The sequence below is a fragment of the Streptomyces zaehneri genome (assembly GCF_032248645.1).
Taxonomy (GTDB): Bacteria; Actinomycetota; Actinomycetes; order Streptomycetales; family Streptomycetaceae; genus Streptomyces; species Streptomyces coriariae.
In genome coordinates this window covers 135,108-154,518 of sequence record NZ_JASTTJ010000010.1, presented here as the reverse complement: position 1 = coordinate 154,518, position 19,411 = coordinate 135,108, and the positions used below count along the sequence as shown (strand labels likewise).

Below are 19,411 nucleotides of genomic sequence, written 5' to 3'. Positions count from 1 at the left end.
GGATGTCGCCGCCTGCGGATACGCTGATGACCTGATCAACAGGTGTGCGAAGTACGGAAGTCGGGAAAGCCGCAGAAGCGGGAGCGGCGGCGATCAGGGGGCGGGAATGACCGTTGACAGCGGTTACGCGGACATCTTCGGACCACAGGTGCCGCAGACGGGCGACGGCGGGCAGACACCGACCTTCGCCCTGGCCTCGGCGGCCTACCGGGACAACCCGGTCGAGGACATCAAGAAGGCCGACAACGAGTGGCACCAGACGGCGGTCAATCCCGGCCGCAGCTGGGCCAAGATCTTCCGGCCCAACCTCGGCGAGGCGTTCTCCCAGGCGGTGATCGACCGCATGCTGGGGGTCGGCCGCAAGCCGCTCATCCAGTCCTTCGGCAGTGAGCCGCAGGCCGTCGTCGAGCACTGCCTCGCGGCCAACCGCATCCGGCGCGAGCGCGACCAGAAGCTGACCGGCGTGATGCTGCTGTGCGGTGTGCTCTTCCTGCCCGGTCTGCTGGTGTGGCTGCTGGTCTTCCAACTGCGGGCGACCATGGGGAAGCTGGACAACAAGCGGGTCTCCGGCATCGGCACCGGCCTGCTCGTCGCCGTGGGCGCCCTCGCCGTGCTCTTCCTGGTCAAGATGCCGTTCGGCGGCCTCGTGGGCTGGTACGCGCGCGGGTGCGTCGTGGCGCCCGTGGCCGGCTGGTTCCTGGCCAAGCGGATCTGCGAGGGCACCGCGACGGATCTGCGCCAGCGCTGGGACGGCCTGCTGGCCGGCAGCAGCGTCGGCGCCAAGGTCCCCGAGGCCGTGCCGACCAGCCCGAACCAGACGGCGGCCGAGCAGTTGCGCCAGTCCCTGGCCCGGCTCAGCGCCGAACAGCAGTCCAACTCCGTCTTCTACGCCGGCCCCAAGGGCATACTCGGCATGGGCACGCGCTGGGGCGCCTGGCACCTCGCCGAGGAGCTGACACCGCTCGACCCCGTGAAGGGCGTCCACGAGTTCCGCAGCTGGACGGTCGTGCGGGCCATCCACGACCAGCTGAAGCTGCTGCCCCGACAGAGCCTGAAGACCGGCGGCTTCCCGCCGCCCTCGGTCCGGCACTGGATCGTCACCCCGGTCGGCGAGAACGCCAAGGCGGTCGCCCGGCCGGAGGGCACCGACGTCGAGGCGTACCAGGTCAAGCCGAGGGCCATAGAGGACATCTGCAACAACCAGCAGTTCGGCGGCGGCGACCGGCACTACCTGGGCGTCCAGTGGCCCCTCTGGGACGGCCAGTTGATCATCACCATGCTGATCACGGTGACCGTGCTGCACGAGACGCTGCGCATCGAGGTCACCGGCCACGCCCTGGGCCCCGTGAACGGCCTGTTCACCACGAAGTCCGAGGCCCCCACCAAGGAGGTCGCCAAGAGCGTCCGCTTCTGGGAGACACGCACGGTCAAGCTCCCGCTGGTCACCGCCGACGAGGTGGTCCGGCTGGCCGCGCGGGCGACGATCAGCTGGTACCCGCCGCTGCTGAAGTGGCTCGGCGGTTCGATCGGTCTGCCCGAGCCCTTCGGTCTGCGGCACGCCTGGGCCGACCAGCCCTGGCGGCACCGCTTCATGGCCGACGACGCGCTGCGCGCGGCCACGCCGGTGCTGCGCGTGGTGCACACGGCCGCGATCAAGGTGCTCAAGGAACACGACGTGGACATCGACAAGTTCAGCTCGCGCTCGTCGGCCCTCAGCGGTGCGGTCCAGGACGTGTCACCGCGTAAGGCCGACAGCTACGACGCGTAGGCCTCCCGCGGTTGGCCGCAATCGTGCGGGGGTCTTGAGGTACCGGTCTCTGGGGACTGCGCCCCCAGCCCCCCGCTTTCGGCCTGGACGGCCTCGTCCTCGAACGCCGGACGGGCTGGAATTCCCGGGCCGGCTGCGCGGTCCCCCGCCGGCCCGGAAGCCTCCGCCGAGGATCTACGCCGGTGTCGGCCAGGCCTCCGCCAGCATTTTCCTCGTGTCCGCCAGGAGCTGCGGGAGGACGCGCGTGTGGCCCACCACCGGCATGAAGTTCGTGTCGCCGCCCCAGCGGGGCACGATGTGCTGGTGCAGGTGGGCGGCGATGCCGGCGCCCGCGACGGTTCCCTGGTTCATGCCGATGTTGAAGCCGTGCGCGCCGGACGCGAGGCGCAGGGCCGTCATCGCCTGCTTCGTCAGCTCGGCGAGCTCGGCGGTCTCCGGCACCGTCAGGTCGGTGTAGTCGGCCACATGCCGGTAGGGGACGGTCATCAGGTGGCCGCCGTTGTAGGGGTACAGGTTCAGCACCGCGTACACATGCTCACCGCGTCGGACGACCAGCCCGTCCTCGTCGGACTTGGCCGGGATCGAGCAGAAGGGACAGCCGTCGTCGGCACCCGGACCGGTCGGCTTGTTCTCACCCTGGATGTAGGCCATCCGGTGGGGCGTCCACAGACGCTGGAACGCGTCCTGCGTGCCCACTCCGATCTGCTGTTCCGGCTCACTCGTCATGCAAGGCAGCATATTGCTTCGCCCATTCGCGGCGTGTCGGCGGGGCTGCGGGCGAGTGGGCCTCGGCCAAGCTTGGCCGGTGGACCACGACAACCGGACGGCACGCTGGGAGCGGCGGGCGGGGACCCCGCTCGCGGTGGCCTCCCTGCTCTTCCTCGTCTCCTACGGCGTACGGATTCTGGGAGAGGGGCTGCCCGGGCCGGTGCTCGACCTGAGCCTGGCGGTTCTGTACGGGTCCTGGGCGCTGTTCATCGTGGACTATGCGGTGCGCTGGCGGCTGAGCGGCGAGGGCCCGGGCTTCGTCCACCGGCACTGGCTGGACTCGCTGGTCGTCGTGCTGCCCCTGCTGCGGCCGGTGCGCATCGTGCGGGTCTACGACGCCATGCAGGACCGCCGCGAACAGGCACCCCGGCTGGCTCTCCAGGCACGGGTGATGCTGTACGCGGGAATGTCCTCCACACTGCTCGGTCTGTCCGCCTCCCTTGCCGTGTACCACTACGAGCACAACGCCCCGGGCGCGTCGATCCGTACGTTCGGCGACGCACTGTGGTGGGCGGTCTCCACCCTGGCGACCGTGGGCTACGGCGACGTCGTCCCCGTGACTTCGATGGGACGGCTGGTCGCGGTGGTCCTGATGGGCTGCGGCCTTGCCCTGCTGGGTGCGGTGACCGGGTCGTTCTCGTCGTACCTGATGCAGCGGTTCGCACGGGCCGGGGACGACGTGGGGCCCCCGGGGACGTGAACTCCCCGGGGCCCGCGCACGACAGGGTCAGACCTGCGCCCGCTCCTCGACGACCTTCGCGATCTTCGCGATGGCCTCGTCGAACGGGATGCCGTTCTCCTGCGAGCCGTCGCGGTAGCGGAAGGAGACCGAGCCGCCCGACATGTCCTCGTCGCCCGCGATGACCATGAAGGGCACCTTCTGCTTCTGGGCGTTGCGGATCTTCTTCTGCATCCGGTCGGATGAGGAGTCCACCTCCACCCGCAGGCCCCGCTTCTTCGCGGCCGCGGCGAACTTCTCCAGGTACTCCACGTGACCGTCGCCGATCGGGATGCCGATGGCCTGGACGGGGGCCAGCCACGCCGGGAAGGCGCCCGCGTAGTGCTCCAGGAGCACCGCGAAGAACCGCTCGATCGAGCCGAAGAGGGCGCGGTGGATCATCACCGGGCGCTGCTTCGAGCCGTCGGGGCCGGTGTACTCGAGGTCGAAGCGCTCCGGCAGGTTGAAGTCGAGCTGGACGGTCGACATCTGCCAGGTGCGGCCGATGGCGTCCTTCGTCTGGACGGAGATCTTGGGGCCGTAGAAGGCGGCGCCACCCGGGTCGGGCACGAGCGGGAGGCCCTGCTTCTCGGCGACCTGGCGCAGCGTCTCGGTCGCCTCCTCCCAGACCTCGTCGGAGCCGACGAACTTCTCCGGGTCCTTGGTGGACAGCTCCAGGTAGAAGTCGGTCAGGCCGTAGTCGCGCAGCAGGCCGAGGACGAAGGTGAGCGTCTTGTCGAGCTCCTCCGCCATCTGCTCGCGGGTGCAGTAGATGTGCGCGTCGTCCTGGGTGAAGCCGCGCGCGCGGGTCAGGCCGTGCACCACGCCCGACTTCTCGTACCGGTACACGGTCCCGAACTCGAAGAGGCGCAGCGGCAGCTCACGGTAGGAGCGGCCACGCGCGTCGAAGATCAGGTTGTGCATCGGGCAGTTCATGGGCTTGAGGTAGTAGTCCACGCCCTCGTCGAGCTGCATGGGCGGGTACATGCCGTCGGCGTACCAGTCCAGGTGGCCCGAGGTCTCGAAGAGCTTCCCCTTCGTCGCGTGCGGGGTGTAGACGAACTCGTAGCCCTCCTCCTCGTGGCGGCGGCGCGAGTAGTCCTCCATGACCCGGCGGATGATGCCGCCCTTGGGATGGAAGACGGCGAGGCCGGAACCGATCTGCTCCGGGATCGAGAAGAGGTCCAGCTCGCTGCCCAGCTTGCGGTGGTCGCGCTTCTCGGCCTCGGCGAGGAAGTCGAGGTGGGCCTTCAGCTCCTCCTTGGAGGGCCAGGCGGTGCCGTAGATGCGCTGGAGCATGGGGTTCTTCTCGCTGCCGCGCCAGTAGGCGGCCGCGTTGCGCATCAGCTTGAACGCCGGGATGTTGCGGGTGGTGGGCAGGTGGGGACCGCGGCAGAGGTCCTTCCAGCACAGGTCACCGGTCTTGGCGTCCAGGTTGTCGTAGATCGTCAGCTCGCCGGCGCCGACCTCGACGTCCGCGCCGTCGTCGGTGGAGGCCGAGCCCTTGATGCCGATGAGCTCGAGCTTGTAGGGCTCGTCGGCGAGCTCCTCGCGGGCGGCCTCGTCGGTCACCACGCGGCGGGCGAACCGCTGCCCCCGCTTCTGGATCTCCTGCATCTTCTTCTCGATGGCCTTGAGATCCTCGGGCGTGAACGGCTTCTCGACGTCGAAGTCGTAGTAGAAGCCGTCCTTGACCGGCGGGCCGATGCCCAGCTTGGCCTCGGGGAAGAGCTCCTGCACGGCCTGGGCCATGACGTGCGCGGTGGAGTGGCGCAGGATGTTCAGACCGTCGGTGGAGGAGATCTCGACGGCCTCGACCTCCTCGCCGTCGACGAGCACGTACGACAGGTCCCTGAGCTCGCCGGCCACGCGCGCGGCGATGATCGAGCGCTCGCCGGCGAAGAGGTCGGCGGCCGTGGTGCCCGTCGTCACCATGCGCTCTTCCCGCTCGGAATCGCGTTGGATGATCACACGGACGTCCGACACCGGTATCTCCTGACTGAAGGTGGGTGCGGCGCCATACCCTGGGCGCGCGCAAGAGGCGATGGTACCGACCCGCACCCGCCGACCGCGAAATCAGTCCCCCGGCTGTTCCTCTTCGCAGGCTTCCTCGAAGTAGTCCGCGGCTCCCGCGCCGCCCCGCATCGCTTTCATCAGCCGGTCCCGCTCGGCCTCGTCGACCTGCACGGGTACCACCCCGCAGGCGCCCGTGACCCTGCGGAAGCCGCCCCTGCTCTCCAGCCGGCCCTGCACCCGCACCGGCAGTCCGACCAGGTGGGCCTGCCCGGCGATGCGGTAGTCCTCCTCGTCGAGGGTGAGCCGGACGTGCGGGATGTCGGCGCCGGCCAGCACCCGCAGCCGTACGCTGCCCTCGCCGCGCGGCCCCGACCTGCGCATGCGGACGACCGCGCCGGTGATCCGCACCGGCACGGAGGGCTCCGCGCGGAGATAGCGGGCGCCCGCCTCGCGCAGTACCGACAGGTCGCCGGGCGAGAACTCGACCGGTTCACCGCCCGCGGCGCACGCCTCGGGGACCCCGGCGGTCGGCGCCCACTCGACGGCGATCCGGGCGCCCTCGGTGCCGCGCACGAGGGTGATCAGCGCCTCGGTGAGCTCGCGGCTGGCGCCGGCCTCCACGGCGCCGTCGAAGGCGTCCATGCCCCCGGTGGCCCGCTGGTAGTCGATGGCCTCGCGGATCGCGTACAGGGCCTGGTGGAGGCGGACGGCCAGGGGGCGGGCGCCCGCGACGGGCACGAAGGCCGTCAGAAGGCGTCCACCGGCCGCGGAGCCGACGAGGACGCTCTCCAGCATCGCGAAGGCCGCGCGGCGGTGCCGGGCACCGTGGTAACCGGCACGCGCGCGTGTGGCGAGCGCGCCGGCCAGCAGCATCTGGCGGGCGGCGGCGCGCAGCTGTTCCTCGACGGGCCAGGCCGCGGCCCCGGCGGGCCCGGCCGGTGTGTCCCGCCACCAGCGGATCTCGTCGCTCGGGACGGCGAGCCCGACGAGCACCTCGCGCGCGGAGGGCATGCCGCTGCGGGCCAGCGCGAGCAGCGCCTCGCCGAGCAGGTCGTCGCTGTCGGGGAAGGCCCGGCTCTCGGGCACGAGCAGGCTGGTCCCGCCGCCGCCCGGTCCTGGCGGGGTCCAGCGGCCGTAGCGGCCCGCGGCACCGCCGCGCCGCTGCCAGCCGTGCCTGCGCAGCAGGGCGCCGAGGACTGCCGGGTCGACCTCGCCGGGCTCGGGGGCCTGGTCCCAGTGGGCCTCGGGGTGCGGCCGTACGGCTCGTAGTGGCTCGTCGAGGGGGCGGTGGGTCATGGTCTGCCTCCCGTCCCGGCCCGCGTCATGATCTCGCACAGCGCCCGGTCGTCGAAGATGCGTGTGGTCGGTATCCGCACGGTGGTCCGGGTCCGGCCGGTGATCGGGTGGCCGGCGAGATTGACCCAGTAGCAGCAGTGCCGCAGTTCGAGGCAGTCGTGGCCGGCGCGCAGCCACTGGTCCTGGGACCGCGGGACGAGCATCACGACGAGGATCTTGTGCACCGACACCGGGGTGCGGGCGAGTTTGCGCAGATGGTCGTTGTCGAGCGTGAAGGAGAAGAAGCGGCCGGGCGGGTTGGGCCGGATCTGGTAGGTCGCCTTGAGCTGCACCTTGATGGTGACCTCGTCGTCGACGGTGTGCCCGGGTGCGCTGTGACTGACGTGCCAGTCGATTCCGTTGTCCGGGAACGGCTGGGACAGCGAGCACCCCGCCGCCGCCGCGACGGCGTGCAGATAGCCCACCTGGAGTGTCTCCATACAGGCGGTGGTGGCGAGCGTGCCGCGATGAAGCCCTTCACGTTCGGGCAGCAGCCCGCCCCGCTCGGGCTGCGCTATCGCCATGACCAACAGCCTTCCACGCAGAGCCAGTCCCCGTGACGGGTCGCTGAACTGCGAGGACCCGTACTCGTGTTGTGTCCTTCCGGCGTACGTCGCAAACAGCCCGGGTATCACCAAACAGGCAGAAGACGGGGCGTCAGCTGCCGTGGGTGAACGAGGGGTTGTGTGGGTATGACGTACTGGTACGAGGGGCCTCTGGCCGCCTTTGACACGGAGACGACGGGCGTCGACGTGGAGACCGACCGGATCGTGTCGGCCGCCCTCGTCGTCCAGGATGCGCCGGGGGCCCGGCCGAGGGTGAGCCGCTGGCTGGTGAACCCGGGCGTGCCGGTGCCGGCCGGGGCGACGGAAGTGCACGGACTGACGGACGACCACCTCCAGCGCAACGGCCGCTGGCCGTCGCCGGTGATGTTCGAGATAGCCGGGCTGCTCGCCGAACAGGCGGCCGCGGGACGTCCGCTGGTGGTGATGAACGCGCCGTTCGACCTGACACTGCTCGACCGCGAGCTGCGCCGGCACCGCGCCTCCGCGCTGGGCCACTGGGTGGACGCGACGCCGCTGCGGGTGCTGGACCCACGGGTCCTCGACAAGCACCTGGACCGCTACCGCAAGGGCCGGCGCACACTCACCGACCTGTGCGCGCACTACGGCGTCACGCTGGCCGACGCGCACGACGCGGCGGCGGACGCGCTGGCCGCGCTGGAGGTCGTCCGGGCGCTGGGCCGACGGTTCGCGGCCCGGCTGGACCGCCTGTCCCCCGCCGAGCTGCACGCGCTCCAGACGACCTGGCACGCGGCGCAGGCGCGCGGGCTCCAGGCGTGGTTCGCGCGCAGCGGCACACCCGAGACGGTGGACACCTCCTGGCCGCTGCGCCCGGAGCTGCCGGCGGCGGCCTGAGCCGGGGCGCCGACACAAAAAAGCCGGTCCGCGTGATGCGGACCGGCCTTTCCCGGTGGGCGATACTGGGTTCGAACCAGTGACCTCTTCGGTGTGAACGAAGCGCTCTCCCACTGAGCTAATCGCCCGGGAACGCACCGAACAATACAGGTCTTCGCGGGCTTCCTTCAAACCGCTTCGAGGTACGCGGCCAGGCCGCGCCGTCCGGCCCGCATCATCAGCCGGTGGTTGAGGCGGAACACCGGCCGGCCGGGGACGGCGAACCGCCGCAGCAGCGGCTTGTTGACCTGGACCACCTGCTCGTAGCGGGCGAGGGTGCCGGAGCCGTCGGCGGTCACCGTCCAGCGCGCCCAGCCGTCGAGGTCGCCCGTCATCGCGATCTCCAGGACTCCGGCCGCCGCGTCGCGCCGCACCTCGCGCGCGGTGAAGGTCAGGTCGTACGGGAGGAGCGAGCGGACGCGGATCACGCCGGTCGAGGCGTCGACCTGGTTCACCTCGCGCACCTGGCGCCACCAGCGCGGGTAGTCCTCGGCCCGCTCCAGCGCGTCGTACACGCGGGCGGGCGGCGCGGGCAGGGCCCACAGGCTGCGGAAGCGGTAACGGGTCCAGTACATAGGCCGAGTGTGCCCGCACGGGGGCCGGGCCGACGGCAATTGAGTACGTTCTGAGTACGTGCGCTCATGCCGTCGGGCGTGACGCGAACCACACTGCGGGACATGACGTATTTTCCGCCCCCGGCCGAGGAGCTGCGCTTCCTCGACAGCGAGCTCCGGCAACTGGACGCCCGCCGGGCCCAGTTGCTGGCCCGCCGCGCCTGGCTGATCACGATGCTTCAGCAGGCGGTACAGCCGGCCCCGCCGGTGTGGCCGGGCCCGCCGGCGCAGCCCGGCCCTTCCGCCCGCCCCGAGGCCACCGCCCCGGGGGTGCAGAACGTCCTCCTCCTGCTCGGCGGGATCCTGCTCACCATCGCGGCGATGGTGTTCACGCTGGTCAGCTGGGGGCATCTGGGGATCGCCGGCCGCTCCCTGGTGCTGGGCGCGGTCACACTGGCGGTGCTCGGCGCGCCCCTGGCACTGCTGCGGCGGGGGCTGCGTTCGACCGCCGAGTCGGTGGCCGGCCTCGGCCTCGCGCTGACCGTGCTGGACGCCTACGCCCTGCACGAGGTCGTGTTCACGGCGGCGGACGGTACGACGTACGCGGCGGCGGCTTCGACGGCGCTGGCGGCGCTGTGGGCGGCGTACGGCACGGCGCTCGCCGCGCTGCCGGGCTCGGCCACGCTGAGCCTGCCGCGCCCCGCCGCTCTGGCGGTGGCCCAACTCCCCCTGTTCCTTTGGACGATCGCGCTCGGCGGCGGCCCGCGCACGGTCACGGCCGCGGTGCTGCTGACGACGGCGTTCGACGCGGTGGTGGCGCTCCGGGTGTCCGAGCGGCCGGTGCGGGTCGTCGCCCTGGTGTGCGCGTTCGGCACGGGCGGCTCGGGTGTCCTGGCGGCCGGTCTGCTCGCCCTGGGAGCGGCCGGTCCGAGCGCCGCCGCCCGTGCGGCGGCGCTCCTCCTCCTGGCGGCAGTGATCGCCCTGGGGGTGGCCCGGTTCGCGCCGCAGACGGGGCTCGCGACGGGTATGGCCACGACCGGCGCCCTGTGTGCGGTGGCCGGCCTGGGCGGTGTCCTGCGGGTGTCGGTCCCCGGCGACTGGGTGGTGCCGGCCTGTCTGGCCTGCGGGATCGCGCTGTTGGCCGGCGCGCGGGGCCCGGCGGCGATGCGCCGGGGTGTCGTCCTGGCGTCCGGTGTCGTCCAGGCCGGTGCGGTGCTGTGGACGGTGCCCGCGGTGGGCGTCACGCTGCTGGGACCGGTGGCGTGGCTGCGGCACGTCTGGGCCGGGGCCCCGGCCGACGCCCGTGCCGCGGTGACGGTCGACGCCTTCTGGCCGCCGTACGCCGTCACGGTGCCGCTGGTCCTCCTCGCGGTCGCCGCGGTCCTGGTCACGACGGTCCGCGGCGAGGAGTGGCGCCCGCAGGCCCTGACCGCCGCGCTGACGCTCACCTGGGCCGCGGTGCTCGTCACGCCCACGGCGCTGGAACTTCCCTACCTGGTCGGCCTGTTGGTCCAGGGGCTCACCGTGCCGGCGCTCCTGACGCCGGTGCTTCAAGGGCCGGCGCTTCAGGGAGCGGCCGCGCGGACGGCCACCGGGCTCGCCCTGCTCACCTCGCTCGGTCTCGCCTTCCTGTCGCTCGCCACCGAGCCGGCGACCCTCGGCGTTCTCGCGTCGCTGACCGTGGTGTTCGCGGTGGCCGCGTGGCGCGGTCGGCAGACGCCGGCGTCCGCGGCCGCCGCCCTGGGCTGGGCCACCGCCCTGGCCTGCGCCGTGGGCGCGTCCGCCGGCTGGCGGCCGGAGATCGTCGCGCTGCTGGTGCTCGTCGTCCCGGTGGCGGCGGCCCTGCTCGCTGCGCGGCTGGACGACTCCGTGACGACGGTGACGGTCGAGGTGACGGGGGCCGTCGCCGGGCTCGTCGCCATCGGTCTCGCGGTGGCCGACCCGCCCCTGCTGGCCCTGGTGCTGTCGCTGTGCGGGGTGATCGTGGCCGGCACGGCCGTACGTCCGGACCGCCGTGACGTCGGCTACGCGGCCGTCGCCCTCTTCGTGCTGGCCGCGTGGGTCCGGCTGGCGGCCTGGCGGGTGGGGCTCCCGGAGGCGTACACGCTGCCGGTCACGGTCCCGGCGCTGCTCGTCGGAGTCCTGCGCCGACGCCGCGACCCGGCCGCGTCGTCGTGGACGGCGTACGGTCCCGGTCTCACCGTGACGCTCCTGCCGAGCCTCGCCACGGCCTGGAACGACGTCGAGTGGACGCGCCCGCTGCTGCTGGGCGCGGCCGGACTGCTGCTCACCCTGCTGGGCGCCCGTTACCGGCTGCGGGCCCCGCTCGTACTGGGCGGCTCGGTGCTCGCCCTGGTCACGCTGCACGAACTCGCCCCGTACCTGATCCAGGTGACCGACGCGCTCCCCCGCTGGGTGCCTCCCGCCCTCGCCGGGCTGCTGCTGCTCGCACTCGGTGCGACGTACGAGCGGCGGCTGCGCGATGTCCGGCGGGTGCGGGAGGTCCTGGGGCGGATGAACTAGCCGTCCGTCAGGGCATCTTGTCGCCGAGCAGCGCCAGGTTCTCGATGGCGGCGAGGCCGTAGAGGGCGGTGTCGTTGGTGGACACCCAGGCGGCCTCGCCACCCGCGACCAGGGTGGCGGGGCCGTTCAGCGGCTCCGTCTTCCACGGCGAGGACTCCGAGTAGCCGTCGGAGCTGTAGAACTTCGTCCAGGCCCGCTTGGCCAGCACCTCGTCCCCGGTCTGGACGGCGGCGTAGGCGTCGAGGCGCGAGTGGCCCTGGAAGAGCAGCAGGGTGCCGAAGTTGCTGCCGTAGCGCGCCGCCTGTTCCGCCTTGGTGGCGTTGAAGTAGCGGCAGTAGTCGAGGTACGCCTCCTTGAACTTCGGGATGTCGACCAGGTGGATGAGTTCGGCGCACAGTTCGTTGAGGCCGAAGACGGCGGACAGGTGCGAGACGCCGACGACCGGGGCCGTGGCCACCGCGAACCTGCCGGTGTCGAGGTCGTACAGGCCGCTGCCCTGCACGAAGCCGTTGGGCTGGGCGCCGATGGTCTCCATGGTGGACAGGACGCGGGCCTTCGCCTTCTCCCACTTCGGGCCCTTGCGTTCCCACTCGGTCAGCCACGCCGACACCAGGCCGCTCCAGTCGGTGCCGAAGCCGATCGACAGGGCGTGCCGGTCGGGGGTGTACGGCTCGGTGCGGATCTTGCGCAGCGGGTCCAGGGCGAGGAACGTCTCGTCGGAGTCGACGTTGGCGTGCATGAGGTCGCCGACGCGTTCGTCCGCGGTGAGGAAGTAGTAGTAGCGGCGGTAGGTGGTGTTGGCGATGCGCTGCTGCTTGGCGCTGTCGGCGTAGTGCTGCACGCCGTGCCGGGTGCCCAGGCCAGCCCACTGGCCGAGGTGGTAGACGTCCACCTCGCCGGTGTGCCGGGTCATCGCCTCGGCGAAGCGGAAGATGTCCGCGCGGCCGGAGCGCAGGTAGGCGAACCAGAGCCAGAGGTCCGGTGACAGCTCGGAGTTGTCCCAGGCGTAGCCGCCGATGTCGTACCGCCACTGGTGCCTGACGGTGTCATAGGTGTGCATGATGTCGCCGTAGTCCCAGAAGCCGTACCAACGGCGCTGCTCCACCTGGTTCTTGTAGTAGGTGAAGAGGAAGTCGAGATGGTCCTCGATCTTCGCCTTGGCAGGAGTGGAGCGGTCCGGCTCGGCGTACAGGCCCGGGCCGAACACCTTGGCCTTGATGAGCTGCCTGGGCGGGGCGGCGAGCTGGGGCAGCACCCGGACCGCCTCGACCTGTTCGGCGAGCTTCTCCGGGGCGGGCGTCGACTCGTTGGCCCAGAAGAGGAGTTCGGAGGTACGGGCGATGCCGTAGGGGGTGCCGAAGCCGGGCTCGTAGTCCTCGTAGGTGATGTTGAGGCCCTCGAGCTGCTCGGGGAAGGTGTCCTGGCCCATGCCGTCGTGATAGAAGCGCAGGTCCATGGGCTGCGCCTCGGGCGACCAGAGCCAGAGGGTGACCTCGGCCTCGTCGGTGTGCGCGTCACGGATGTCGAGCTGGGCGGGGTGCTTCTCCCAGAAGTCCCTGAGCCCGAAGGAGAAGCCGCCGCTCGCCCCGCCGACGTATCCGAAGCCGGAGGCCCGCTTGCCGCCGCCGGCGCCGATCCAGCCGTAGCCCTTCTTGGTGCGCTTGCGCAGCGCGAAGCCGTCCGCCGACAGCTGCGAGAGGGTGTAGTCGCCCCACTCGGGGATGTACTGGAGGCGGGTGGTGACCCGCTGGTCCCAGGTGGCGGGGTCGGGGAGCTTCTGGCCGGCGTACTGGGCCGCCTGCACCGCCGCGCCGGGGTCACGGCGCAGACCCGTGATGCCCTTGACGGCCTCGCGCAGCAGACCGGTGCCCTCGCCGCCGATGCGGATGTGGCGGTCGTAGGACTCGTCACGCATCGGGACGGTGAAGCGGACGCCCAGCCCCCGGATGAAGTCGCCGGAGGCCTTGCCGGGCTCCTGCTTGCCGTCGTAGGTGATGGTGTGCACCATGCGGAAGGAGTCGGCGCCCGCGTAGAAGTACAGGCGGATGGAGAACGGGAGCCAACTGCGGCTGCCCTTGCGGTGCTTGCCGTCGATGCGGACGACCGCGCGCACCGGGCCGCTCTGCTCGACGGTGACGCCGTCGATGGCGCCCTCGAAGCGTTCGGTCTTGACGGTGCCCTGGTCCTCGTCCTCGATCTCGGGCTGCCGGATCAGGACCAGTCGGCCGTTCTTGGCGATCTCGGTGGAGCCACGGGTGACGGACTTGATGAGGGTGGCGCCCGACGTGCCGATCTTCGCGGTGATGACGCCCGTCGACACGTCGATGGTGCCGCCGCTCTTGTCGACGGTGACCTTCCTGGCGGGCGCGGCCGGGGCGCCGGCGGCGAGGGTGAGCTTGCCGGAGCCCGAACCGACGGCGTGCGCCGTCCACTTCAGGGATCCGTCCGGCCAGTAGGCGAGCGGCCAGGACTGTACGGGGACGTCCTTGCCGTCGGCGTCCGTCAGCGCGAAGGTCTGGTCCTCCTGGTAGGTGCCCATGGGCCAGGGCACGCCGAGCGTGGAGCCGGGGGCGGCGCCGAGGCCGCCGTCCTCCAGCCAGTCCAGGGTCACGGGATCGGCGTCGGCCGCGGCGGCTCTCGGCTCGGCCTGCGCGTCCTTGGCGCCCAGGGCCCAGCTGAACTGGGCGGCGGCTCCGGCGACGGCGGCCGCCTTGAGGAGGGACCTACGGGGGATGGGAGACATGGGATGCAGCCTTTCCTTTCCGTGCGGGTGCAGGGGTGGTCAGGGGCATGACAGAGAGAGGCGCGGCGCCCGGGGCGCCGGCCTGGTGCGAGGACACGGCCGTCAGCGGTGCCGGTAGCGCTCCTCGACGGCGACGGCGGCCGCCGCGACGGCCCCGAGGACGGGGACCGCCAACGGCGCGACGAGCCAGGCGGACAGGACGACGACGGCCAGCCCGCAGACGACCAGGAAGGAACCGGCGGGATCGAGCACGGTCCGCCGCCCGGCCTGCGCGAGCAGCGCCCGCCAGGCGCGGCCCGGGGCCCAGACGGCCGCCGCCCGCAGCAGGGCCACGGCGAGCCCGAGCAGGGCGAGGAGGCCGACGGCCCCGACCAGCGGCCCACCGGGAATCCCGGCGCGCGCGGCCAGGACGTCCACCCAGACCGCGGCGGCCACCGCCCACCCGGCGAGCCCGACGACCCACCCGCCGCGCACGGCCGCCCGGAAGTCGGCGACGAACTCCCGTCCGCCACCGACCTCATGGGACGTACGACGCCGCAGATGCCGCGCGCCGGCGGCGAAGGCCGCGGGGTAGGTGACGACCCCGAGACAGGCCACGGCGATCCACACTCCGGTGAGCAGACACTCGGCGAACACCGCGAAGCGCTCGCCGAACACGGACTCCCTGCGCCGGGAGCGGGCCTTCACGCGCGCTTGCGCCATGGTGACCGCCTCAGCCCTTCAGTCCGGAGGTCGCCATACCGTCGATGAGATAGCGCTGGAAGGCCATGAAGAAGGCGATGACCGGCACCAGCGCCACCAGCGACATCGCGATCATGCTGCCGTAGTTGGAGATGCCTTCCTGGTCGCGGAACATCATCAGGCCGAGCGAGACGGTGTACTTGGAAGGGGTGTTGAGATAGATCAACGGCCCCATGAAGTCGTTCCACGCGTTGATGAAGGTGAAGATGGCGCTGGTGATGATGGCCGGACGGCTCAGCGGCAGCACGATGGACCAGTAGGTCCTCAGGTGTCCGCAGCCGTCGAGCTTGGCGGCCTCGTCCAGCTCGCGCGGCAGCCCGCGCATGAACTGCACCATCAGGAAGACGAAGAACGCCTCCGTGGCCAGGAACTTGCCCGCGACCAGCGGCACGAGCGTGTCGATGTAGCCGAGGTTGCGGAACAGCACGTACTGCGGGATGAGCAGCACGTGGTAGGGCAGCAGCAGGGTGCCGATCATCAGGGTGAACAGCAGGTTCCGCCCGGCGAACCGGATCTTGGCGAAGGCGTACGCCGTCAGCGAGCTGGAGAGCACCACACCGACCACGGCCAGGCCCGCGTACATCAGCGAGTTGGTGAAGAAGCTGGTGATGGAGATGCCGGAGATGCCGTCGGCGAGCCCGGAGAAGTTCGCCCAGACCGGCTCGGCGGGCAGCAGGTCGAGGCTGGCGATGATGTCCTTGCTCGGCTTGAACGAGGCGCCGAGCACCCAGACCACCGGGTAGAGAACGACCGCGAGGACGAGGACCGCGCCCACGTGCCAGGCGAGGGATCCGATGCGCCGCCGCTCGTGCGCGGGACGCACGGCGGGGCTGGTGGCACTGGTCACTTGGCGGCCTCCTCGTAGTGCACCCACTTCTTCTGCGACCAGAACAGGACCGCCGTGACGAGCGCCACCGCGATCACCAGCGTCCAGGCCATCGCGGAGGCGAAGCCCATCTGGGCCTCCTTGAAGCCCTTCTGATACAGGTAACAGGTGTAGACGAGGGTGGCGTCGGCCGGTCCGCACCGGGTGTCGGACACGACGTACGCCGAGCCGAACACCTGGAACGCGTGGATGGACTCCAGCAGCACGTTGAAGAAGAGCACTGGGGAAATCATCGGCAGCGTGATGTTCCAGAACCGCCGGAAGGGGCCGGCCCCGTCCATCTCGGCGGCCTCGTACAGCTCCTGCGGCACCTGCTTGAGCCCCGCCAGGAAGATGACCATCGGCGCGCCGAACTGCCAGATGCTCAGCGCCACCAGGGAGTACAGGACATAGTCCGGATTGCCGATCCAGCCGCCGACGTCGATCCCGAAGATCTTCTGCGTACGGTCCACGACGGCGTCGTCGGAGAACAGCGCCCGCCACACGAAGCCGACGGAGACGCTGGCGCCGATCAGCGACGGCATGTAGAAGGCGGCCCGGTACAGGGCCTGTCCCCGCCGCTTCTGCGCGAGCAGCAGCGCCACTCCGAGCGCGAGGAGCAGCTTCAGCGGTGTGGCCACGACGACGTACTTCAGGGTGACCTCGACCGACTTCTGCCAGCGCGGGTCCTGGAACATCGTCGTGAAGTTGTCGAGCCCCACCCACCGGGGCGGCGTGAACAGGTTGTAGCTGGTGAACGCGTAGTAGAGCGACGCGATCATCGGCCCCGCCGTGAGCAGCAGGAAACCCGCGATCCACGGCGACATGAAGAGATAGCCGGCGAGGTTCTCGCGGCGCCGCCCGCGCCGCCCGGCGGCAGGAGCGGCGGACCGCTCCTGCGCCGGGCGCGCGGGCGCTTCCTTGACGAGCGTCATGGTGGTACGTCCCCTCAGCCCGCGAACGCGGCCTTGGCCTCGCTGAACAGCGCCTTCGCGGCGTCGGCCGGCTTGGTCTTGCCCTGGGCGACCTCACCGCCGATCCGCAGGAAGGCCGCCTCGATGACGTCCGCACCGGACGGGTGCGGAGTGATCTTCCCGAGAACGCCGGCCTTGGCGACCTCGTCCTCGTAGGCCGCGACGCCCTTGTTGTTGGGGTCGGTCGGCTTGAAGGCGTCGTACTGCTCCGTGGTGGAGAGGATGCCGCGGTCGTAGCCCATGATCTTGCCGACCTCGGGGTCGTGGACCATGAAGTCGATGAACTGGGCCACTTCCTTAGGGTGCTTGGTCCCGGAGAAGGCGCTCAGCATCAGCGAACCGAGGTACTGGCCGGTGTCCTTGCCGTCCGTGGTGGGGATCGGCGCGAGCCCGTAGTCCGACTCGCCCTCGCCCTGGTAGCGGATGGAGAAGTTGTCCCATGTGAACTCGGACGCCGCGAGGCCCGCCGAGAGACCGGACTTCGGCTTGACCTGCTCGATCTTCTTCGGGTCGGCCACCAGCCCGGACTTCACGCGCTTGTAGCCGTCCGCCCACCACTGCGTCACATCGTCCTCGGTGAAGCCGAGATCGCTGTCGGTGAAGAAGGCCTTGCCGTTCTGGCGCAGGTACAGGTCGTAGAGGTACATGATGCTGAAGTAGCCGGTGTCACCGGCGATCTTCAGCTTGTCCTGGATCTTCTGCAGCGCGGCGAAGTACTCGTCCCAGGTCCACCCGAACTTCGCCTCGACGCCCGCGTTCTTGAAGGCCTTGAGGTCGATGACGAGCGACATGGTGTTGGCGCCGACCGGAATACCGATCTGCTTGCCGTCCACCTGACCGTTCGCCAGTACGCCGTTGCGGAAGTTCTCCAGGCTCAGGTTCCCCGCGTCCGCCTGCGACTTGAGATCCATCAGAACTCCGCGCTTGTCGTACTTGCGCAGGAAGGTGACGGAATTCTGGAAAACGTCCGGCGGATTCCCGCCGGAGGCCTGGGTCTGGAACTTCTCCCAGAACGCCTCGTAGTCGGTGAATTCGGGCTTGATCTTGATCTTCGGGTACTTCTTCTCGAAGAGCGCGATCGACTTCTTGATGGCGATGGTGCGCGGCTCGCCACCCCACCAGCCGTAACGGATCGTGACAGTCCCGTCCGCCGACGCGCCGTCGCCTCCCCCGCACCCCGTGGTCGCGGCCAGGCCCAGTGTGGCCGCCGTCGCCCCCGCGGCCTTCAGGATCGTTCGCCTCTCAACATTCCTGCTGGTTCCCACAGTCGGGCCCTCCCCGCAGCGTCGTTGCCGCTTGCATGAATCGTTTCAAGAAAGCGCTTGCTGGCACAAGGTACGAGGGGGTTGAGAGAGCGTCAATGATTCGGACAGGAATTTCTTGCACGCGACCTCTTCGGCGAACCGCGTCCGCACGACTGGTGCGGCCTCCCCGACCGGGCGAACTCGCAGGTGAGAGAGGTCTGTTCGCATCACCGAACCGCCGACCGGTCGTCGGAAGATCACGCCGAGGGGCTGAAATCCGCCTGCGGGAATGGGCGTCGCCCGAGGAGCGGGAGCCTGGCGGGACGAGGGAGCGGGGCGTCGACGGGCAGGCTGCCCGGCACCCGGCTCGCCTCCCCGCGTCGTCCACCTCGGCCGGAAGGACTCGACCCGGCCGCCGATGAGCCGTCGCCTTGTTCGCGGGCCAACGGGTCGCCGCCGTCGAGAGGGATGGCGCAGGAAGCGGGGCGGGACGGGACGGACGAGGCGAGGGATGGCGCGGGGGGCGGGGGCTGGGGGCGTGGGCTCGTCGCCGCTGGGCGACCGAGGCGGCGGTGCGGCCGGGGCTCGACGGGACGGAGAGGGAGACGGAGGTGCGGCCGGGGCTCGACGGGACGGAGAGGGAGACGGAGGTGCGGCCGGGGCTCGACGGGGCGGAGGGGGCGCAGCCTGACCCGAGGAAGCGGGAAGGCGGCATTGCAGGGGCCGCCTCCGGAGAGGCGCGCTGCCCTGCCCGAAGGGCCGGGAGGGGCCTGGAGGGGGCGCCACCGGGCTCGGGGTCGGAGAGGCGACGCGGCGTGGCCCTGAGGGGCCGAGAGGCGGAGCGGCCGGCTCGAACAGGCGGAGAAGGGGCACCCGGCCGAAGGGCCAGAGAGGCGACGGTGCGGGCTTGACGGCCGGAGGGAGCTCCGTGGGCGCGGGTGAGGCGCCGGTTGCCGCCGCGAACGACATCGGCCCGCCTGCGTCCTCGCAGGCGGGCCGATGTTCCGGGTGGGCGATACTGGGTTCGAACCAGTGACCTCTTCGGTGTGAACGAAGCGCTCTCCCACTGAGCTAATCGCCCGGACGCAGGAAGAACATTACCCCATGTCAGCGGGTGCCTGTGACCAGGGCCGACCCTCCCCCGCGCCTCCGCGGCGGATCACTGGTCCTTGATCTTCCAGGGCATCTCGAAGCCGAACTTCCACAGGTAGACACCCGTCAGGACGGCGATGATCACGAGGCCGATCGCGGTCAGGGTGATGTTGCGGCGGCGGACCTTCGGGTCGAGCGCGCGCTGGGCCGCCTCGGTGACCTTGCGCTTGGTCCAGCGGAGCACCAGCTGTGCCCAGACGAACTCGGTCGCCCAGATCGCCATGCCGCCGAAGATCACCACCCAGCCGGGACCGGGCAGCGGCAGCATGACGATGCCGGCGCCCACCACGGCGAGGCCGATCACGAAGACCCCGACCTGCCAGCTCAGGTGCAGCATGCGGCGCGCCTTGACGAATTCGGGCGCCCTGGAGCCGAGCGCCTGGCCCTGCTGCTCCTCCGCCGCATCGCCAGGCTTCGCCCTGTCCACCGCCACGACCGCCTCGCCCGACTCGTCACTCCCCGTGTTCATACAGCCCGACCTTACCCGAGAGAATCCGGTCACCGGAATGGTGGTACCGGGCGAACGCGCTGTCGGCCGGAAGAGTTACGTAAA

Annotated in this window: 15 protein-coding genes and 2 tRNA genes; 4 read left to right on the top strand and 13 right to left on the bottom strand. The window is 70.9% G+C overall.

Features of this window, described 5'->3' with window-relative positions; all coding sequences use genetic code 11:
- The first annotated feature begins 106 nt into the window (after nt 1-106).
- Nucleotides 107-1,768, top strand: a complete 1,662-nt coding sequence (locus QQM72_RS18805) for a hypothetical protein (protein WP_314222020.1) — start codon at nt 107-109, stop codon at nt 1,766-1,768.
- A 174-nt stretch (nt 1,769-1,942) separates the two neighbouring features.
- Here the strand turns inward: QQM72_RS18805 and QQM72_RS18800 are convergent, their stop codons facing one another.
- Entirely contained in the window at nt 1,943-2,506 is a 564-nt protein-coding gene (locus QQM72_RS18800; protein ID WP_078615651.1) for an HIT family protein, read from the bottom strand.
- 67 nt (nt 2,507-2,573) lie between these two features.
- On the opposite strand from QQM72_RS18800, the gene QQM72_RS18795 reads away from it, so the two are divergent.
- Nucleotides 2,574-3,236 carry a potassium channel family protein gene (locus QQM72_RS18795; protein WP_314222019.1) on the top strand — a complete coding sequence of 221 codons (663 nt, stop codon included), beginning with the start codon at nt 2,574-2,576 and terminating at the stop codon, nt 3,234-3,236.
- 27 nt (nt 3,237-3,263) lie between these two features.
- On the opposite strand, the gene thrS is transcribed toward QQM72_RS18795, so the two are convergent.
- The 3 genes from thrS to QQM72_RS18780 form a co-directional block, all read right to left on the bottom strand.
- A complete protein-coding gene (thrS, locus tag QQM72_RS18790) occupies nt 3,264-5,240 on the bottom strand; it encodes a threonine--tRNA ligase (RefSeq protein WP_314222018.1) in 1,977 nt (658 codons plus the stop codon).
- Between the two features lie 90 nt (nt 5,241-5,330).
- Nucleotides 5,331-6,566 carry a hypothetical protein gene (locus tag QQM72_RS18785; RefSeq protein WP_314222017.1) on the bottom strand — a complete coding sequence of 412 codons (1,236 nt, stop codon included), beginning with the start codon at nt 6,564-6,566 and terminating at the stop codon, nt 5,331-5,333.
- Nucleotides 6,563-7,129, bottom strand: coding sequence for a DUF4365 domain-containing protein (locus QQM72_RS18780; protein ID WP_057606934.1), 567 nt, complete (start codon nt 7,127-7,129; stop codon nt 6,563-6,565). The genes QQM72_RS18785 and QQM72_RS18780 overlap by 4 nt, the downstream gene beginning before the upstream one ends.
- 168 nt (nt 7,130-7,297) lie before the next feature.
- Here QQM72_RS18780 and QQM72_RS18775 point away from each other — a divergent pair, with 168 nt between their 5' ends.
- Nucleotides 7,298-8,023: a 3'-5' exonuclease gene (locus QQM72_RS18775; RefSeq protein WP_314222016.1), complete on the top strand. Its 726-nt coding sequence runs from the start codon at nt 7,298-7,300 to the stop codon at nt 8,021-8,023.
- A 56-nt stretch (nt 8,024-8,079) separates the two neighbouring features.
- Here the strand turns inward: QQM72_RS18775 and QQM72_RS18770 are convergent.
- Nucleotides 8,080-8,151: transfer RNA gene (locus QQM72_RS18770), tRNA-Val, on the bottom strand.
- Between the two features lie 39 nt (nt 8,152-8,190).
- Complete coding sequence (locus QQM72_RS18765; RefSeq protein WP_314222015.1) at nt 8,191-8,637, bottom strand: SRPBCC family protein; 447 nt, start codon at nt 8,635-8,637, stop codon at nt 8,191-8,193.
- A 66-nt stretch (nt 8,638-8,703) separates the two neighbouring features.
- Here QQM72_RS18765 and QQM72_RS18760 point away from each other — a divergent pair, with 66 nt between their 5' ends.
- Nucleotides 8,704-11,139 carry an SCO7613 C-terminal domain-containing membrane protein gene (locus tag QQM72_RS18760; protein ID WP_314222014.1) on the top strand — a complete coding sequence of 812 codons (2,436 nt, stop codon included), beginning with the start codon at nt 8,704-8,706 and terminating at the stop codon, nt 11,137-11,139.
- 7 nt (nt 11,140-11,146) lie between these two features.
- On the opposite strand, the gene QQM72_RS18755 is transcribed toward QQM72_RS18760, so the two are convergent.
- From QQM72_RS18755 to QQM72_RS18725, 7 genes are all read right to left on the bottom strand, one after another.
- Complete coding sequence (locus QQM72_RS18755) at nt 11,147-13,882, bottom strand: exo-rhamnogalacturonan lyase family protein (protein ID WP_314222013.1); 2,736 nt, start codon at nt 13,880-13,882, stop codon at nt 11,147-11,149.
- Nucleotides 13,883-13,984: 102 nt separating this feature from the next.
- The gene (locus QQM72_RS18750) at nt 13,985-14,584 is read right to left on the bottom strand and encodes a hypothetical protein (RefSeq protein ID WP_314222012.1); all 600 of its coding nucleotides are present in this window, start codon (nt 14,582-14,584) and stop codon (nt 13,985-13,987) included.
- 10 nt (nt 14,585-14,594) lie between these two features.
- Nucleotides 14,595-15,470 carry a carbohydrate ABC transporter permease gene (locus QQM72_RS18745; RefSeq protein WP_314222011.1) on the bottom strand — a complete coding sequence of 292 codons (876 nt, stop codon included), beginning with the start codon at nt 15,468-15,470 and terminating at the stop codon, nt 14,595-14,597.
- A complete protein-coding gene (locus QQM72_RS18740; RefSeq protein WP_314222010.1) occupies nt 15,467-16,423 on the bottom strand; it encodes a carbohydrate ABC transporter permease in 957 nt (318 codons plus the stop codon). The genes QQM72_RS18745 and QQM72_RS18740 overlap by 4 nt, the downstream gene beginning before the upstream one ends.
- Before the next feature lie 14 nt (nt 16,424-16,437).
- The gene (locus QQM72_RS18735) at nt 16,438-17,727 is read right to left on the bottom strand and encodes an ABC transporter substrate-binding protein (protein WP_314222009.1); all 1,290 of its coding nucleotides are present in this window, start codon (nt 17,725-17,727) and stop codon (nt 16,438-16,440) included.
- Nucleotides 17,728-18,715: 988 nt separating this feature from the next.
- Nucleotides 18,716-18,787 (bottom strand) — tRNA-Val (locus QQM72_RS18730).
- A gap of 78 nt (nt 18,788-18,865) precedes the next feature.
- Nucleotides 18,866-19,327, bottom strand: coding sequence for a TIGR02611 family protein (locus tag QQM72_RS18725; protein WP_314222008.1), 462 nt, complete (start codon nt 19,325-19,327; stop codon nt 18,866-18,868).
- Nucleotides 19,328-19,411: the final 84 nt, after the last annotated feature.

What these genes read in the sequence shown, in the direction of transcription:
- QQM72_RS18760 (WP_314222014.1), top strand. Translation starts at nt 8,704, where the DNA reads ATGCCGTCGGGCGTGACGCGAACCACACTGCGGGACATGACGTATTTT.
- QQM72_RS18785 (WP_314222017.1), bottom strand. Translation starts at nt 6,566, where the DNA reads ATGACCCACCGCCCCCTCGACGAGCCACTACGAGCCGTACGGCCGCAC.
- QQM72_RS18725 (WP_314222008.1), bottom strand. Translation starts at nt 19,327, where the DNA reads ATGAACACGGGGAGTGACGAGTCGGGCGAGGCGGTCGTGGCGGTGGAC.
- QQM72_RS18780 (WP_057606934.1), bottom strand. Translation starts at nt 7,129, where the DNA reads ATGGCGATAGCGCAGCCCGAGCGGGGCGGGCTGCTGCCCGAACGTGAA.
- QQM72_RS18775 (WP_314222016.1), top strand. Translation starts at nt 7,298, where the DNA reads ATGACGTACTGGTACGAGGGGCCTCTGGCCGCCTTTGACACGGAGACG.
- QQM72_RS18750 (WP_314222012.1), bottom strand. Translation starts at nt 14,584, where the DNA reads ATGGCGCAAGCGCGCGTGAAGGCCCGCTCCCGGCGCAGGGAGTCCGTG.
- QQM72_RS18740 (WP_314222010.1), bottom strand. Translation starts at nt 16,423, where the DNA reads ATGACGCTCGTCAAGGAAGCGCCCGCGCGCCCGGCGCAGGAGCGGTCC.
- QQM72_RS18800 (WP_078615651.1), bottom strand. Translation starts at nt 2,506, where the DNA reads ATGCTGCCTTGCATGACGAGTGAGCCGGAACAGCAGATCGGAGTGGGC.
- QQM72_RS18765 (WP_314222015.1), bottom strand. Translation starts at nt 8,637, where the DNA reads ATGTACTGGACCCGTTACCGCTTCCGCAGCCTGTGGGCCCTGCCCGCG.
- QQM72_RS18755 (WP_314222013.1), bottom strand. Translation starts at nt 13,882, where the DNA reads ATGTCTCCCATCCCCCGTAGGTCCCTCCTCAAGGCGGCCGCCGTCGCC.
- QQM72_RS18805 (WP_314222020.1), top strand. Translation starts at nt 107, where the DNA reads ATGACCGTTGACAGCGGTTACGCGGACATCTTCGGACCACAGGTGCCG.